The 15,898-nt window shown below is 68.0% G+C and carries 14 protein-coding genes; 5 read left to right on the plus strand and 9 right to left on the minus strand.

Annotated elements, in window-relative coordinates; all coding sequences use genetic code 11:
- Nucleotides 1–29: 29 nt before the first annotated feature.
- Nucleotides 30–3,275, minus strand: a complete 3,246-nt coding sequence (locus tag ACFQS9_RS24980) for a protein kinase domain-containing protein (protein ID WP_378409247.1) — start codon at nucleotides 3,273–3,275, stop codon at nucleotides 30–32.
- Nucleotides 3,276–3,529: 254 nt separating this feature from the next.
- Nucleotides 3,530–4,588 (minus strand): saccharopine dehydrogenase NADP-binding domain-containing protein, encoded by a 1,059-nt coding sequence (locus ACFQS9_RS24985; protein ID WP_378409248.1) that lies wholly within the window; start codon nucleotides 4,586–4,588, stop codon nucleotides 3,530–3,532.
- Nucleotides 4,589–4,684: 96 nt separating this feature from the next.
- On the opposite strand from ACFQS9_RS24985, the gene ACFQS9_RS24990 reads away from it, so the two are divergent.
- Nucleotides 4,685–5,602: an AraC family transcriptional regulator gene (locus ACFQS9_RS24990; protein WP_378409249.1), complete on the plus strand. Its 918-nt coding sequence runs from the start codon at nucleotides 4,685–4,687 to the stop codon at nucleotides 5,600–5,602.
- A 58-nt stretch (nucleotides 5,603–5,660) separates the two neighbouring features.
- On the opposite strand, the gene ACFQS9_RS24995 is transcribed toward ACFQS9_RS24990, so the two are convergent.
- Together ACFQS9_RS24995 and ACFQS9_RS25000 are read right to left on the minus strand one after the other, a co-directional pair.
- Nucleotides 5,661–6,482, minus strand: coding sequence for a tyrosine-protein phosphatase (locus ACFQS9_RS24995; RefSeq protein WP_378409250.1), 822 nt, complete (start codon nucleotides 6,480–6,482; stop codon nucleotides 5,661–5,663).
- A gap of 139 nt (nucleotides 6,483–6,621) precedes the next feature.
- On the minus strand, nucleotides 6,622–7,770 hold the full coding sequence (locus ACFQS9_RS25000; RefSeq protein ID WP_378409251.1) for a DUF2306 domain-containing protein: 1,149 nt from the start codon (nucleotides 7,768–7,770) through the stop codon (nucleotides 6,622–6,624).
- 29 nt (nucleotides 7,771–7,799) lie between these two features.
- Between ACFQS9_RS25000 and ACFQS9_RS25005 the strand changes: the two genes are divergently transcribed.
- The gene (locus ACFQS9_RS25005) at nucleotides 7,800–8,474 is read left to right on the plus strand and encodes a TetR/AcrR family transcriptional regulator (RefSeq protein WP_378409252.1); all 675 of its coding nucleotides are present in this window, start codon (nucleotides 7,800–7,802) and stop codon (nucleotides 8,472–8,474) included.
- 37 nt (nucleotides 8,475–8,511) lie between these two features.
- On the opposite strand, the gene ACFQS9_RS25010 is transcribed toward ACFQS9_RS25005, so the two are convergent.
- The 4 genes from ACFQS9_RS25010 to asnB all read right to left on the minus strand — a co-directional run bounded on the left by ACFQS9_RS25010 (nucleotide 8,512) and on the right by asnB (nucleotide 13,311).
- Entirely contained in the window at nucleotides 8,512–9,228 is a 717-nt protein-coding gene (locus tag ACFQS9_RS25010; RefSeq protein WP_378409253.1) for a type 1 glutamine amidotransferase, read from the minus strand.
- On the minus strand, nucleotides 9,221–10,480 hold the full coding sequence (locus tag ACFQS9_RS25015; protein WP_378409490.1) for a Mur ligase family protein: 1,260 nt from the start codon (nucleotides 10,478–10,480) through the stop codon (nucleotides 9,221–9,223). Before ACFQS9_RS25015 ends, ACFQS9_RS25010 begins: the two co-directional genes overlap by 8 nt.
- A 102-nt stretch (nucleotides 10,481–10,582) precedes the next feature.
- Nucleotides 10,583–11,536 carry an EamA family transporter gene (locus tag ACFQS9_RS25020; RefSeq protein ID WP_378409254.1) on the minus strand — a complete coding sequence of 318 codons (954 nt, stop codon included), beginning with the start codon at nucleotides 11,534–11,536 and terminating at the stop codon, nucleotides 10,583–10,585.
- A 104-nt stretch (nucleotides 11,537–11,640) separates the two neighbouring features.
- Nucleotides 11,641–13,311 (minus strand): asparagine synthase B, encoded by a 1,671-nt coding sequence (gene asnB / locus ACFQS9_RS25025; protein ID WP_378409255.1) that lies wholly within the window; start codon nucleotides 13,309–13,311, stop codon nucleotides 11,641–11,643.
- Nucleotides 13,312–13,574: 263 nt separating this feature from the next.
- Here asnB and ACFQS9_RS25030 point away from each other — a divergent pair, with 263 nt between their 5' ends.
- Nucleotides 13,575–14,474, plus strand: coding sequence for a LysR family transcriptional regulator (locus ACFQS9_RS25030; RefSeq protein ID WP_378409256.1), 900 nt, complete (start codon nucleotides 13,575–13,577; stop codon nucleotides 14,472–14,474).
- Nucleotides 14,475–14,538: 64 nt separating this feature from the next.
- On the opposite strand, the gene ACFQS9_RS25035 is transcribed toward ACFQS9_RS25030, so the two are convergent.
- A complete protein-coding gene (locus ACFQS9_RS25035) occupies nucleotides 14,539–14,916 on the minus strand; it encodes an SHOCT domain-containing protein (RefSeq protein WP_378409491.1) in 378 nt (125 codons plus the stop codon).
- Between the two features lie 158 nt (nucleotides 14,917–15,074).
- Between ACFQS9_RS25035 and ACFQS9_RS25040 the strand changes: the two genes are divergently transcribed.
- Nucleotides 15,075–15,500, plus strand: coding sequence for a DUF6325 family protein (locus ACFQS9_RS25040; protein ID WP_378409257.1), 426 nt, complete (start codon nucleotides 15,075–15,077; stop codon nucleotides 15,498–15,500).
- A gap of 29 nt (nucleotides 15,501–15,529) precedes the next feature.
- A complete protein-coding gene (locus tag ACFQS9_RS25045; protein ID WP_378409258.1) occupies nucleotides 15,530–15,874 on the plus strand; it encodes an SHOCT domain-containing protein in 345 nt (114 codons plus the stop codon).
- The last annotated feature ends 24 nt before the right edge of the window (nucleotides 15,875–15,898 follow it).

Below are 15,898 nucleotides of genomic sequence, written 5' to 3' on the forward strand. Positions count from 1 at the left end.
TTCAGTTGCCACTTCCAGCCGTAGGTAAATCAGGACAGCTGAGCTTGCTCGACAACCCAAGCAGCGATCTGTGCTCGGGAGGTAAAGCCAAGTTTGGCGAGCACGTGCTCCACGTGCCCTTCGACGGTGCGTTGTGAGATGACAAGATGGGATGCGATCGCCTTGTTGGTCAAGCCCTCGGCGACAAGGTCAGCAACCTGCCGCTCTCGCTTGGTCAGTGTCACCTGCATCCGGGTAAGTGGGGCAGGGCTTGAGACTTGCTCGTTGAGAGCGTAAGCGAAAGCGGCGTCGGAGTTCAGCGCCCTCCCTTCCCGGTAGGCGGAGTGAAACGCACGCTCCCCGAGAGCCCGTCGTGCTGTGCGCTCGGATTCTTCATGGTGGATCAGTAAGTGAGGAAGGAAGGCCGGCGTGCTCCCCGCGACCTGCTGGAGTGTCTGGGCCGCGCCCATGAGCACGACTGCGCGTTTCGCGCTGCCGTTGCTGGCCGCGATCCAGGCAAGTGCTTCTATACACACCGCCGAGCCGAGGGGTTCATCCGCATGTCGAGCCAGACGCAACCCTTCTTCCAGCAATCCCACTGCGCGACTGGAACTACCTTGTCGCCACAATGCGACGCCCATGGCCCAAGATGTATAGGATCGGTAGACAGACTCGCCGCGCGCTTTCGTGATTGCGAGGACCTCCTCATAGTAATTCAGCGCTTGCGCAGTCTCATTGAGAGAATCGCATGCAAGCCCGAGCATCTCCAAAGCCTCGACTTGCAGAGTGAGTTCGCCCGCGGTGCGGAATACCACAAGTGCGTCCTTCAATCGCGAGCAAGCGTGAGCATGTTCCCCACTGAAGAGCGCCAGGAGACCCTCCGCGTGGTCGACGTAGGCCTTCGTGACCGGATCCGATATCTGTTCAGCGAGCGCGCGTCCCTCCGCCACCAGGGCGGCTCCTGTATGGAAGTCTCCCTGGACCTCTGCCATTACGCTGTTGGTATACAGCGCCTTGATCCTTGCGGCGGTGGCCTGGCCGGCATTGCGGGCTAGGAGGCGATCGAGCCAGTGTCGACCCTCAGTGTGTAGGCCTCGGGCGCTCCAGTACAGATACAACGCCGCGCCGATCCGAAGACCGACTTCGATGTCGCTGTTATCCGGCTCGGATAGGCAGAACTCCAGCGCTTCACGCAGATTCGGCTGCTCTCGCTCGAACCGTGCGATCCACACCAGTTGACGCGAGCTGATCCACTCGGCCTCCGCGTCGAGCGCCAACTGCTGATACCAGTCCCGGTGCCGGCGACGAAGTTCCGGATAGTCTCCGTTCCGCTGCGCCTCCTCGCGGCCATAATCGCGCAGGGTTTCGAGCAGCCGGAACTGCACCACGATGCCCTGCTCCTCCCGGATCAGGATCGACTTGTCGACCAGGGAGGTCAGCACGTCGAGCACATTCTCCGGGTCCAGTCCGCCACCGCAGACCTTTTCTGCCGCATCGAGTTCAAAGCTGCCGGCGAAGACCGACAGTCGCGACCACACGAGCTGCTCCTGCGGTGTACACAGGCCATAACTCCAGTCGATACACAACCGCAAGGTCTGCTGCCGTGGCGGCGTACCCCGGCTTCTCCGCGTCAGCAACGCATATCGGTCCGTCAGCCGCTGCAGGATCTGTTCGGGGGACATCGCCCGCAACCTGGCCGCCGCCAACTCGATCGGCAACGGCAACCCATCCAGCCGTTGACAGATACGGGCAACCACCACTCGGTTGTCGTCGGTGAGCACAAACGTTGGAACGGCCGTCGCCGCGCGTTGGGCGAACAACGTCACAGCGTCGTAGCGGGGCATGCCCTGTAGTGACGGCTCACGATCGGGGACTGTCATGGGGGGCACCCGCAGCACGGCTTCACCGTCAATTCCGAAGGCCTCGCGGCTGGTCGCAAGGATGCGTAGCCGAGGGCAGGTCCTCAGCAGTGTCTCGGACAGCTCCGCCACCGCTCCCACCAACTGCTCACAGTTGTCGAGGACGAGTAGCAGGTCGCGTGAAGCGAGATAGTCCACGATAAGCTCGTCCAGCCGCCTCGCCGTCCGATCACGCAACCCGAGTGCGGCCGCCACGACGTCCACCAACAGTGATTCGTCGCGCAACTCACCGAGCTCGGCCAGCCAAACGCCATCCTTGAAGTTGCGTTCCGTCATCGTCGCGAGCCGCAGTGCGATGCGCGTCTTCCCCACCCCACCAATCCCGGTTAGTGTCACCAGTCGGGAAGACGTCAGCGAGTTCTTCGCTTCAGCCAGTTCGCGTCGGCGACCGACAAAGCTTGTCAACTCCAGAGGAAGGTTGCCCTTCAAACGGGGTGTGGAGGTCCCCTGTGGCGCACGTTGAACACCACCAACCGATTGGCCGGGTAGAGCCATCTCGTCGACGGGGAGACCGTGATGGCGCTGAGCTTCCCGGAGCGCGTTACCCAGTTGGGTTGCGGACGGCCGGTCGCCAGGATCGCCGGACATCGCGCGTTCGACAACAGCGCTCAGATCGTCGGCGATTCCATTGTCCCGGAGGTCGGGAATGGGCTGGCTGGCGATCCGCACGAACTGCGCCACGAGTTGCTCACCGCTTCGGCGTTCGAAGGCGGCATGCCCGGTGATCGCACAGAACAGAGTGGCGCCGAGACCGTAGATGTCTGAAGCCGTACTTGGGGCCTGACCTCCAAGGACCTCGGGGGCGGTGAACGCCGGCGAACCTGTCACTACCCCGGTAGCTGTCTGGAATCCGCCGGCGAGGTGGGCGATTCCGAAATCGGTCAGCGCCGGCTCGCCATATTCGGTGAGCATTATGTTCGCAGGTTTGACGTCACGATGAAGAATGCCGAGGAGGTGTGCGGTCTCCAAGGCACCCGCGAGCTTCACCCCGAGCCGGAGCACGTCCTCAAGCGACAACGGACCATTGCGACGAATCAGTGCATCAAGGGAGCCCCGCTCGTGGTACTGCATGACGATGAATGGGAGACCGCTCTCGGTAGCACCCACCTGCAGGGCCTCGACGATATTGGGGTGACCCGTCAGGCGCCCCATTGCCCGCTGTTCCCGGAAGAAGCGTGCCCGGTTGTCCTCGTCGAAGTCGACGGCGAGCACCTTCACGGCCACCGTTCGGTCGAGCGTCGCCTGCGTGCACCGGTACACGACACCAAACCCGCCGCGACCGATCTCCTCGGCGTCCTGGAATCCGGCAGCTCTTAACTCGGCAGCGACCGCGGGACCCGCGTGGCGCTGAGTCTTGAACGGATCAACATCGGCCATCGAACTAATTCATCCGGTTTCGGAACACCCTCGATGGTGCAGCACTACGTCTCCTCACTGGCGATGGCGGTGAGCCACCGCCCGCCACAGTGGCAGACCCTGTCTCTATCTTTGGATTCTGCCACTCTCGCTAAAGCGGTAGCCTCGCGATTTCAGGGCTATTCAACGGACTGCCGGGTAGCGGGCCAGGTGCCGCGTCGCGAGATCCGGCCGAGGATGCGATCAATCGCTACATCCCCGGCCGAACCCCTGTCTCACCGCTCGTCGACGGTCCAGGTGATGCCGAAGGGCGCGAGTGCATCGAGGAAGCCTTCAGCATCGAAGGCTTCGGCCGCCGCGAGCGCGCCGGACTCGGCTGCGCCGTCCGTGAGCCGGACCGCCGCCTCCACCGCCATCAGCGCCGAGTCGACATAGGCGTCGCGGCCGCTCACCACGCCGCGCACCATGCGGCCGTCGGCGCCGAACGCGTCGACCACGAAGTCGTAACTCAGGCCCGGCGTGGGCTCGTCTGGTAGCGACTCGACGATCTCGGCGCTCAAGCCGCCCAGCTGGCTGTGGAATGCGGTCTCCAACACGCCCTCGACGTAGGACACGTCGGAGTGGCGGGGGATCGTGAGCACCGGGGGTTGCGGGAACTTCGACACGCTGGTGGGCTCGGTGGCGCCGGGGAAGGTCATCTCGGGGCGCCGCGCGTTCCCACCGGTCCGCAACTCACCGTCCTCGAAGTGCCAACCGCCGGTGCGGAACCAGTCCAGGCCGGCCAATAGCGTCCGCGCACTGCCCTTCGACCCGTTGCCTTCTTTCGTGCCGACGAGACTCATCGCGATCTCCACCGGACCCGTCAGCCGTCGCGAGATCAGGTGGCCGAGAAGGTCGCCGGGCAGATTGCTGTTGGTGATCCCGGGGACCACCGTCACCCCAGCCGCCTCGGCACGGTCGGCGTAGTCGTCGAACACCCGCTTGAGGAAGAGTTGCTCGCCGGACATGTCGGTGTAGTGCGCCCCGGCGTCGATCGCGGCCGCGAGGACCGCTTCGCCGTGCTCCACGTACGCGGGCAGGCTGCTGATCACCGCGTCGGCGCCGGTGAAGGCGGTCACCAGCGCGTCATGATCGCCGAGGTCCGCCACCCGGACCTCGGCGGCAGGTGTCCCGGCGGCCGCGGCGGCGGCGCGCATCCGATCGGCGTTGCGGCCCACCAGGATCGAGGCGATGCCGCGGCGGTTCAGCTCGGTGAGGAGGGAGGCGCCGGTGACGCCGGTGGCGCCGTAGACGGCGATGGTCGTGGTGGACTCGGTGGAGTTCGCTGTTGTCATGACTCAAACAGTATGGACATCGATTGAGTGAACCAATGGCTGATTTGCTCACTTTTATGCCTCAGGCGCTCACGCATTGAGCGGTAGGGTGGCGTGGTGGACATTCTCAGCGAAGCCATTGCCGCGATCCGCACGGGCAACCCGACCTCCGGCATGTTCGTCCGTCATGCGCCGTGGGGACGTAGGTACCCGGTGGTGCCGGGCGCCGGCTTCCACGTGGTGCTCGAAGGCTCCTGCTGGCTGGTGCCGCCTACCGGTGCACCCATGGCGCTCGGCGTCGGCGATGTCGTCTTCATGCCCCGCGGCGCAGACCACGACTTGGTGGACAGTCTCGGCAGTTCGGTCACCGAGTACGCACAACCGGGCGAGCCGAGGGAGATATCCGGACCGGGCGTGCGGGCGGCGTTGCTGTGCGGGGCATATGGACTGGGCAGGCAGCGAAGTCATCCGCTGTTGGATGAGCTGCCCGAATTCGTCCACCTCCCTGCGCGTCTCGGCCGCCACGCGGCGCTGCGCGGCGCCGTGGACCTACTGGTCGCCGAGATCGCCGAACCGAGACCGGGTAGCGACGCGGCAGTTTCCGCATTGCTGGACACCCTGTTGCTGTTCATCTTGCGCGCGTGGCTCGATGAGCAGGCGCGGGATCGCGCCACCGGTTGGGCGGGCGCACTCGCGGATCCTGCGGTCGCCGCCGCCCTGCGCGCCGTCCACGACGATCCCGCCCGCTCGTGGACGGTGCCAGACCTCAGCGACGTCGCGGGCGTCTCGCGGGCGACTCTGGCCAGGCGTTTCACCGCCACGGTCGGCGAACCGCCACTGACCTACGTGACCCGATGGCGCATGCTGGCCGCCGCACGCCTGCTGCGCGAGACCGACAGCTCGATCGGCGTGGTGGCCCGAAAGGTCGGCTACCACTCCGAGTTCGCCTTCGCCAAGGCGTTCAAGCGCGAATACGGGCTTGCCCCAGGGCATTATCGCCGCGCCGAGGACAAGCCCCCACTCGTCGCGGTCTGACCGGATCGTGCGCTCGGCGCAAACTCGCCGAGCGCACGACCCGCCGACCGCGAGGTGATCAGCTGAGCAGCTTGGCCTTCAGTGCGGCGATGTCCTGGCTCGTCAGGCCGAGTCCCTGGCTCACGTAGTTGTCGAAGCTGCCGTACTTCTGCTCCGCCGCGGCGAAGGCGTTGTCGAGCCAGGCCTGCTCCACGGGGTTGGGCCCGCTGATGCTCCCGACGCTGCCCAACCCGCCGCTGTCCGGGTCGACGTATTCGTTGCTGAGCATGTAGTCGGCGTTCACGGTCTCGCGGGGGACGCCGACGATCGTGAGCAGGACCGCCGACAGCCAGCCGGTGCGGTCCTTGCCGCTCGTGCAGTGGTACAGCACCGTGTCGGGGGAGTTCTTGATGTCCAGCAGGACGGCCTTGAACGCGGCGGAGGCGCCGGCATCGGTGGGCATGACCTTGTAGAACTCGGCCAGGTTCAACATCGCGATCGCGTTGGCGGGGTTTCCGCCCGCCACGTCGCGGTTCACCCAGGTGGCACCGGGGGGGAGCTTGTCCTGTGCGCGTGAGATCTCGAAGCTGCTGCGCAGGTCTTCGACCGTCTTGACGTTCAGCCCCTCGAGCTTGGCCAGGTCGTCCGCGGTCAGCGCGTTGAGGGCGTCGCTGCGCAGCACCAGCCCGGATCGGACCGTCTTGCCGTCGGTGGTGCTGTAGCCGCCCAGGTCTCGGGCGTTGGGGGCGCCGGTCAGGTGCAGGGAGTGGTCGATCGCGGCCGGCGCGACGACCGGCGTCGGGGCGGCCGCGGCGATCGACGGGACGGGAGCGAGCAGGAGACCGGCGGTCAGGGCGAGGGCCGCCGCCGACTTGGTCCGGATGAGGTTTCGCTGGGACACGGGGTTCCTCTTTCGATCGAGATGACATTGGCATGGTGCTCGAGCGAGAACGGTCCGAGGGTAGCGACGAGACGGACCGAGAGAGGGTAATTCCGTTAAATCATGATATGTAATTCCAGCTGTCACGGCTTCGGCACGGTCACGCGGCCGACGGCGCAGTGGTGGCGAGCCGGTCCTCCCGGAGGGACGGCGCGCGGCCCGCGATCCACCGGGCGACCAGGACGTACGAGACGACGATCGGGCCGGTGAAGCCCACCATCAGTGCGCCGATCATGCCCGCGGGCGAACCCCAGAGGACGGCGGTCGCGAGGTGGACTGCGACGACGCCCAGCGGCGCGAGCGCGGCTCCCCATGCGAGCCAGCGCCAGCGGAGCTCGAGCGTGGCGTCGGCCGCGACCCGGGCTCGCCAGATGCCGAGCAGGCAGATGACCGTGTAGCCGACAGAGCACGCGAGCGGGAGGTAGAGCACGCCGCGCGGAATCACATCGTCGACCTGCCCGAAGCGGAGCGCGAGTGCGGCGGCTGCGGCAGCCGCTGCGGCGCCCAACGCGGCGTACGAGCGGGCAGAGGCCGTCTCGGTGGAGCCCGCGCGGCGGCTGTGCAGGGTCCACTGCATGGCGACCGCCGCGCCGCCCGGGGCGATGACGCCGAGCATGCTCGCGCCCATGTCCAGGTTGTCGAGTAGGACGTGGTCCGGGAAGGCGGGCGCGAGGAAGGTCCACACCACGCGGAGCAACGGGGCCGTCATCATCAGCGCGAAGTTGAGGTAGATCCAGCTCTGGTGTCCGATCAGGTCCCTCCGGCGGATCGCCCGCAGGGCCATGAAGCCGGTGACCAGCGTGCCGAGGTCGAGTGCCCAGAGCTGGAGGTAGAAGCCGTTGCCGCCGAGGTAGTGGGCGACGCCCGCACGGAGCAGAAACACAAGGGCGGTGGCCATGCTCACCGTCATGAGGACAAAGTAGGTCCGGCCCACCCAGCGGTGCCGGGCGAGGTTGCGGTGCCTCAGGCGCGGGCTGAGCTGGTGCACGGCGAGTAGCAGGGCCAGCCCGCCGAGAACCGTGTGGGTCAGCATCACCCAGGAGTTGTCGAGGTAGTCGACCTCCCGGATCGAGTCGACCGAGCCTGCCCGGTACGCGTAATCGCCGCCGTTGATCGCCGCGGTGATCGCTTCCTGCCACTGCGGTGCGTCGGCGTTCACCGTGAACCACATGTAGTTCACGGCCAGCGGCGCATAGAGCACCGCGGCCACGATCACCATCAGATACGCAATACGGCGAAGCCTTGTCATCGAGATCCTCCCGGCGTATAACGAGTGTTATGGACGATTATCTCGAAGGTCCGGCCAAAGCGGAAGAGCCGCACCCGAGTGACGTGCGTCGCAGCCTCGTGACCGCTGCGGCGCACCTGCTCGCGGAGAACGGTCCGACGGCGCTCAGCGCCCGCAAGGTCGCGAACGCGGCGGGTACCTCGACGATGTCGGTCTACACCCGGTTCGGGAGCATGGAAGCGCTCGTGCGTGCGGTCGTCGATGAGGGCTTCGCCGTGCTCGAGGGGGGCCTCCTGGCAGTCCCGACGACCGAGGATCCCCTCCGTGATGTCGCGGCCCAGACCGCGGCGTACCTCCGGTTCGCCAGCGAGAACGCCGCGCTGTACGCGGTCATGTTCGGAACCGTGCCGCTCGGTGGTTTCCGACCCGTCACGCCCGAAGAGCTCCAGGCCGGCCGTCGCGAGACCCTCGACCGTGTCGGCGCGAACCTGGCCCGCGCGGTCGACACCGGCAGGCTCAGACCCGCCAAGACCTCCGACCTGGCCTTCACCTGGTGGAGCGCCGTGCACGGCTACGCGATGCTCGAGTCCTCGGGACACATCCATGCCGAACCCGGCCGCAGTCGCGTTCTCGAACGACTGATGGTCGCCCTCTTCACCGGACTCGGCGACGACCTCGACGGCGCCACGGGTTCCGTCCGCGCAGGACGAGACTGGAGCGGGTAAGTCCGGTCGGGACCACCCGTTCTGATCTGACGTGCAACTAGCGGCCGACCGCGAGCCGCTCCCGCCGCAGCCGGTCGACCTCGTCGAGTTCCAGCGGTTCCAGCGCGTCGACGCCCATCGCGCGCGCCAGCAGCAGGTCCGCCAGTTCCGGGTTCCGGGCCAGTGCGGGGCCGTGCATGTACGTGCTGATCACCGAGCCCTGCACCACGCCCTCGAGACCGTCGCCGACGCCGTTGCCGACGCCGTGGGTGACCCGGCCGAGCGGCGTCGCGTCCGGCCCGAGGCTCGTGCCGCCACGATGGTTCTCGAACCCGGTCAGCGGCTGGGTGAGGCCGTCGAGCAACGGCGCGGTGATCACCTCGCCGATCGAGCGCTCGGCCTGCGGCGAGGTGGTGACGTCGAGCAGCGACACGCCCTCGACGCGTTCGCCCGCCGAGGTCTCGTACCAGTGCCCGAGCACCTGGATGGCCGCACAGATCGCCAGCACGGGCGCGCCGCGTCCGGCCGCCTTCTGCAGCCCCGGGTACCGGGCGAGGTGCCGGGTCGCGAGGCGCTGCGCCGAATCCTCCGCGCCTCCAAGGGTGTACACGTCCAGCGACTCGGGCACCGGATCGGAGAGCGTGATCTCGACGATCTCGGCGTCGATGCCGCGCATGCGCAGCCGTTGACGCAGGATCAGCGCGTTGCCGCCGTCGCCGTAGGTCCCCATCACGTCGGGCAGCACCAGCCCGATCCGCACGGTCGACTCAGGCATCCCTGTTCTCCTTCGCGATGGCCGTGTTCAGGTCACGGAACGCCGTGTAGTTGGCCAGCACCTCGACCCGTCCGGGTGGGCAGGAGGCGATGGCGTGCAGCGGGTTCGGCTCCAGGGTGTGCTCGACGCCCGCGTAGGTCAGGCGCACCGCGAGGTCCGTCGCCCGTTCGCCGGACGCCACCACCTTGACCCCCTCGAAATGCTCGAACCGGACATCCCACAGCCAGGACAGGTCCTCGCCGTCGGGGACCTGGCCGTTGACGGCGATCACCAGACCGTCCACGTCGTGGTCGATCATCGACAGCGCCTCCTGCCAACCGGCCGGGTTCTTGGCCAGGAGCATCCGCAGCGTGTGCGCGCCGACCTGGACGGTGCTGTAGCGACCGGCGATCTCGCGGACCGAGGAGGCCGCCGCGACGGCGTCCTCCACGCGCGCGCCCAGCGCGACCGCCGCCGCGACCGCCTGGGCGGCGTTGCCGCGGTTCGCCTTTCCCGGCAGCGTCAGTGTCATCGGGATCTTCGCCCCGCCCGGGCCGTAGAGGTGTTCGTCATCGAGCCACCAGTCGGGGGTGGGCCGCTCGAATTCGGTTCCCGTGCTGCGCCAGTGGTTGTAGGCGATGCCCGTCGCATCCCCGGTCCGCTCGTCCCAGACGATCGGCTCGCCGCTGCGCGGGCAGCTCACCGAATCGCCCGCCCAGCCGCCGCCGGCCGCGACCCACACCACGTTGGGGCTGTCGTAGGCGGCGGAGGCGACGAGCACGTCGTCGCAGTTGGCGATGACCACGGCGTCGGGGTGCTTGGCGAGGCCCGCCCGCAGCTTGCGTTCGATCATGTTGATCTCGCCGACCCGGTCGAGCTGGTCACGGCTGAGGTTGAGCAGCACGATCGCCTGCGGCTCGAGCGCGTCGCTCACGTGCGGGACGTGCAGCTCGTCGACCTCGATGGCCGCGAGCGATGCGTCCACATGCGAGCTCAGCGCCGCGACGATGCCTGCGTCCATGTTCGCGCCGTCGGCCTGGGTGGCGACGTCACCGACGGTGGCCAGCGCCGCGGCGGTCATCCGGGTGGTCGTCGACTTGCCGTTGGTTCCGGTGATCACGACGGTGCGCTTGCCGTGGCCGAGCTGCGTCATCAGGGTGGGGTCGATCTTGAGGGCGATCAGGCCGCCGATCATCGAGCCCTTGCCCCGGCCCGCCTTCTGCGAGGCCCAGGACGCCGCGGCCGCGGCGCGCAGCGCGAGTCGACCGCGCACGGAGAATCGGGTGGCCGGGCGGGTCGCCCCGGAATTGCCCGGTCGGGTGGCCCCATCATGACGTGTAGACACGGGCAGAGTTTTCCACACCCGCGGGCGCGGTCAGACCCGCGCCACTTCGGGGGTGGGCATCGTCACTGAACGGGCCGCCGCCGGTGGCGTCGGCGTGGGTGGGGCCGCGACGGGCGGCGTGGCCGCCCGCGCCATTCCGCCGAGGCAGCCGACGACCACGACCACCGCTCCGGCCAGCGACAGGAGGCTGGGCCGCTCGCCGAGGACCAGCCACGCCGCCCCGATCCCGACGATCGGGACCAGCAGCGAGAACGGCGCGACCGTGCCCGCCGGGTAGCGGCTCATCAACGCGCTCCAGAGCCCCGATCCGGCGATGGTGCCGAGCAGGACGATGTACGCGAGCCCGGCCAGCGCGGGCCAGCCCTCGGCGCTGAAGGAGCCGGCGAGGGCGGACCAGCCGACGGTGGGGCCCTCCACCGCGGCGGAGAGCGCGAGCATCGGCAGGGGCGCCACCACGGTCATCCATAGCGTCAACCGCAGCGGGTTGTCCGCGCGGGCCAGCCGGTTGCCGAGATTGCCGAACGCCCAGCCGAGCGCGGCGAGCAGGGTGAGCAGCACCGGCAGCAGGGCCGCGTGCTGGGCACGGTCCCAGCCGATCATCGCCATCCCGCAGACCGCGACCGCGATCCCGAGGAGCTGGCGGCCGCTCACGTGCTCGCGCAGCAGCAGGGCGCCGAGCAGCACGGTGAACGGAGCCGAGGCCTGCAGCACGAGCGAGGCCAGCCCGGTCGGCATCCCGGTGTTCATCGCCCAGAACAGGAACCCGAACTGCGCGACGCCGAACCCGAACCCGTAGAGAACCAGCCAGCGCAGCGGCACCTTCGGCCGCGGGACGAACAGCACGACCGGGATCGCGATGACCAGGAAGCGCAGCGCGGCGAAGAAGAACGGCGGGAAGTGGTCGAGCCCGGCGCGGATCGCGAGGAAGTTCAGCCCCCACAGCAGCGCGACGGTCAGTCCGAGGGCGCGGTCACGGTTGGTCATGCCGTCAATCGTGAGCGAGCAAAAGTATCAGAACAATCGAATAAAAATGGACGGTTGATGTAGTTCTCCTACATCAACCGTCCATGGGGTCGCGTGCCTGCCGGCTACCTGGCCAGTGCCTGTTCGTGCACGCCCTGCACGGCGCGGCCGGAGGGGTCTGCCATCGCGGCGAACTCGGGGTCCCATTCCAGGGCGGCGGGTGTCGAGCAGGCGATCGACTTGCCGCCCGGCACGGTGGCCGCACAGGCCTGACCGGGGAAGTGCTGGTCGAAGATCCGCCGGTAGAGGTAGGCCTCCTTGGTCTCCGGGGTGTTGTGCGGGAAGTCGACGGCGGCGGAGGCGAGCTCGGCATCGGTGACGACGGCCTCGGCGTGGTCCTTGAGGCCGTCGATCCAGCCGTAGCCGACGCCGTCGCTGAACTGTTCCTTCTGCCGCCACAGGATCTGTTCGGGCAGCGCGCCGTCGAACGCCTCGCGGATCACGGCCTTCTCGATCCGGCCGCCGCCGGCCATCTTGTGCTTGGCGTCCATGCCCATCGCCACGTCCAGGAACTCCAGGTCCAGGAACGGCACGCGGGCCTCCACACCCCAGGCCATCATCGACTTGTTCGCGCGCAGGCAGTCGTAGCTGTGCAGGGCGTCGAGCTTGGCGACGGTCTCCTCGTGGAAGGCCTGCGCGGACGGTGCCTTGTGGAAGTAGAGGTAGCCGCCGAACATCTCGTCGGCGCCCTCCCCGGAGAGCACCATCTTCACGCCCATCGCCTTGATCCGGCGGGCCAGCAGGAACATCGGCGTCGAGGCCCGGATGGTGGTCACGTCGTAGGTCTCGATGTGCCGGATCACCTCCGGCAGCGCATCGAGGCCCTCGGCGAAGGTGTAGACGAAACCGTGGTGCTCGGTGCCGAGGGAGTCGGCGGCGAGCTGGGCGGCGGCCAGGTCGGGTGAACCCTCCAGGCCGATCGCGAACGAGTGCAGGCGCGGCCACCAGGCCTCGCTGCGGTCGTCGTCCTCGACGCGGTCGCGCGCGAACCGGGCCGCACAGGCGGCCACCAGCGAGGAGTCGAGGCCGCCGGAGAGCAGCACGCCATAGGGCACATCGGTCATCATCTGCCGGTGCACGGCCTGCTCGAACGCGCGGCGCAGCTCCTGCGGGCTGACCTCGGTGCCCTCGGTCGCGGCGTGCTCACGCCACGGCTTGTCGTAGTAGCGGCGCAACCCGCCGGCCGCGCTGTCGTAGATGTGCCCGGGCGGGAACGCGGCCACGTCGTCGCAGACCCCGACCAGTGCCTTCATCTCCGAGGCGACGCAGATCCGGCCCTGCGCGTCGTGACCCCAGTACAGCGGGATCACGCCGATGGGATCGCGGGCGATCAGGAAGCGTCCGTGCTCGGCGTCCCACAGCGCGAACGCGAAGATGCCGTTGAGCCGGTTCACGAAGTCCGGGTCGCCGTCGCGGTAGAGGGCGCTGATCACCTCGCAGTCCGAGCCGGTGGTGAAGTCGTATCCGCTGGCGTCGCGCAGTTCGCGGTGGTTGTAGATCTCGCCGTTGACGGCGAGGGCGAGGTGACCGTCCCGGGAGAGCAGCGGCTGCGATCCGCTGGCCGGGTCGACGATCGCCAGACGCTCGTGCACCAGGATCGCGCCGTCCCCGACGAAGACGCCGCTCCAGTCGGGCCCGCGGTGCCGTTGCCGACGCGAGAGTTCAACGGCATGAACGCGCAGCGCGGCCGAATCGTCGCCGGGCTGCAGACCGAAAATGCCGAGGATCGAACACACGGGGCCGAACTCCTTTGGATCGTGGCAGGAGAGGCCGACCGAGTGCCCGCCCCCGCTGGGTTGGTCGATGACGCAACGCGGCGAGGGCCCAACCGAGGCAGGCCCTCGCCGTGTGAATCTGTTGAAGGTTACTCGTTGTTACCGTGCACCCCGCCGGCATCATGGATTTTTGCCCATCGGCGCGACGGTCGGGGGTCCCTTCGGCGTACACGAACGTGTAAGCGCAAGGCGAAGTTGGTTGCCGGACAGAGTAGCTTTCCTGCATGGATGCCGAACGCCTTCGTGTGCTCCGCGAGCTGGCCGACCGGGGCACCGTGTCGGCGACCGCAGCCGCGCTCTCGATGACCCCGTCGGCGGTGTCCCAGCAACTGAAGGTGCTCGCCCGCGAGGCGGGGGTCGCGATCCTCGAGCCGGACGGCCGCAGGATACGGCTCACCGATGCCGGGCAAGCCCTGGTCCTGCGCGCCGAGGACGTGCTGGCCGCACTGGACCGGGCGAGCGCGGAGATGGCGTCCTACCGGGGGTCGCCCCGCGGCCGGGTTCGCGTGGCGCTCTTCCCCTCCGGGGCGGCGCTGCTGCTGCCGGGGGTGCTGACCCGGATCGGGGATCTCGGCGTCGAGATCGAGGCCCACGACGTGGACGAGCCGTCGTCGGCGGTGCCGCAGTTGCTCGCGGACTACGACGTGATCCTCACACACCGGGACGAGCGGGCAGTGGCATTGATTTCCCCGCGGGTGCGCATCGAGCGGTTGATGCGCGAACCCATCGACCTGGTGCTGCCGCCCGGGCATCCGCTGGCCGAGCGCCCGTCGGTCGCCCTGGACGAGCTCGCCGACGAGAGCTGGATCAGCGTGCGCGGCGGGTTCCCCGTCGACGACGTGCTGCAGTCGGTGGCCGCGGTGACCGGCGTCCAGCCGCGGGTGGTGCAGCGCATCAACGACTTCCGGGTGATCGAGGAACTGGTGGCCGGCGGCCACGGTGTCGCCTTGATGCCGCGGTTCGCGCTGGGCCACCGCGGGCTGGTGTTCAAGCGTCTCGCCGGGGTGCGGGCCGCACGGATCTATGACCTGGCCACTCGCCCGGCCGCCGTCGACCGCCCGGCCGTCGCCGCGGTGCTCGCCGCGTTCCGGGACGAGGCGGCGGCGGTGTTGGGCGAGCCGTAGTGCCCGAAACGACAACGGCGGCCGCGGGAGTCCACGACTCCCGCGGCCGCCGTCGGGTGTTCGGTCAGCCGAGCGCCTTGCTCTTGAGTGAGGCAAACTCTGCTTCGGTGATGGTGCCGCTGTCGAGGAGGGCCTTCGCGTCCGCGATCTGGTCGGCCGGGGACTTGCCTGCGACCGTCTTGATGTAGGCGTCCTGCTCGTCCTTGAGATGCTGCGCGGCGGCAATCGACCGCTTGGTCATGCCGTCACCCCGGGCGATCAGGTAGATCAGTGCCGTGATGAACGGCAGGAATATGAGGAAGAAGACCCAGACGGCCTTCCACCAACCCGAGAGCTTGTGATCACGGAAGAGGTCACCGATGATCGAGAAGAGCAGCATCAGGTACGCCACGAAGGCGAACGTGATGATGATCAGCCACAGGAAATCCCAAAACGAGTTCACATCGTCCATCACAAGCTCCATTCACATAAGGATCTGACTGTTCGTCAGACGATCCCCGATTCCGGGCGATGGTGCCTCATCCATTGCAGGTGAAACCGGCGGCTTCTCATCCGCCGAGGGTGAGGCGGATCGGACGCACGCGGCGGCAGGCTTGAGACATGAGCGACTCATTGAACATCGGCCCGGTGGAACTGGTCGTGCTGACCTTCCCCGGTGCCCAGGTGGATCCCGGAACCATCGCGGCGCTCCAGGATGTGGTCGAGCGGGGTTACGTCACGCTGCTCGACCTCGTCTACATCTCGAAGGACGCCGACGGCAATCTCACTCAGGTGGACGTCGACGAGGATCTCGACGACGTCGGCCTCGCCATCCTGTCGATCGAGGCCAAGGCACTGATCAGCGACGAGGACCTCGATGTGGTTCGCGACTCGTTGGAGCCCGGTACCTCGGCCGCGGTCATCGTCTACGAGCAGACGTGGGCACGCCAGATCGCCTCGACCGTCCGTAGCGCGGGAGGCGAGGTCGCCCTGCACGTTCAGATCCCCCGCGACGCGGTCGTGGCGGCCGTCGAAGCCGCACTGTAGTAATCCCGCACTCAGGACAGGAGAGTCACATGGTTTTCAGAGCCGGCCGCGTCGGCCGTCCCGGATTGCTCGGCACCGTTGCGCGCACCGCCGTTGTCGCGGGCACCGCCCAGGCGACGTCCAACGCGATGAACCGCCGGTCCCAGCGCAAGGCCGCGGAGCAGCAGGCCTATGCGGAGCAGCAGGCCGAGCAGCAGCAGGCCGCGTACGCACAGCAAGCTCAGGCCCAGGCCGCGTACGCACAGCAGGCGCCGCAGGCCGCTCCCGCGGGCGACGACCTCATCACCAAACTGCAGCAGCTCGCCCAGTTGCACCAGTCGGGGGCGCTCTCCGACGAGGAGTTCGCCGCCGCCAAGGCGAAGTTGCTCGGATAGTCGCGGCTCCGCCGCATGTGCGCG

This window comes from Rhodococcus daqingensis (assembly GCF_042665615.1).
In the GTDB taxonomy this organism is placed as follows: Bacteria; Actinomycetota; Actinomycetes; order Mycobacteriales; family Mycobacteriaceae; genus Rhodococcus_G; species Rhodococcus_G daqingensis.

What these genes read in the sequence shown, in the direction of transcription:
- ACFQS9_RS24980 (WP_378409247.1), bottom strand. Translation starts at nt 3,275, where the DNA reads ATGGCCGATGTTGATCCGTTCAAGACTCAGCGCCACGCGGGTCCCGCG.
- ACFQS9_RS24985 (WP_378409248.1), bottom strand. Translation starts at nt 4,588, where the DNA reads ATGACAACAGCGAACTCCACCGAGTCCACCACGACCATCGCCGTCTAC.
- ACFQS9_RS25000 (WP_378409251.1), bottom strand. Translation starts at nt 7,770, where the DNA reads ATGACAAGGCTTCGCCGTATTGCGTATCTGATGGTGATCGTGGCCGCG.
- ACFQS9_RS25005 (WP_378409252.1), top strand. Translation starts at nt 7,800, where the DNA reads ATGGACGATTATCTCGAAGGTCCGGCCAAAGCGGAAGAGCCGCACCCG.
- ACFQS9_RS25010 (WP_378409253.1), bottom strand. Translation starts at nt 9,228, where the DNA reads ATGCCTGAGTCGACCGTGCGGATCGGGCTGGTGCTGCCCGACGTGATG.
- ACFQS9_RS25020 (WP_378409254.1), bottom strand. Translation starts at nt 11,536, where the DNA reads ATGACCAACCGTGACCGCGCCCTCGGACTGACCGTCGCGCTGCTGTGG.
- ACFQS9_RS25030 (WP_378409256.1), top strand. Translation starts at nt 13,575, where the DNA reads ATGGATGCCGAACGCCTTCGTGTGCTCCGCGAGCTGGCCGACCGGGGC.
- ACFQS9_RS25040 (WP_378409257.1), top strand. Translation starts at nt 15,075, where the DNA reads ATGAGCGACTCATTGAACATCGGCCCGGTGGAACTGGTCGTGCTGACC.
- ACFQS9_RS25045 (WP_378409258.1), top strand. Translation starts at nt 15,530, where the DNA reads ATGGTTTTCAGAGCCGGCCGCGTCGGCCGTCCCGGATTGCTCGGCACC.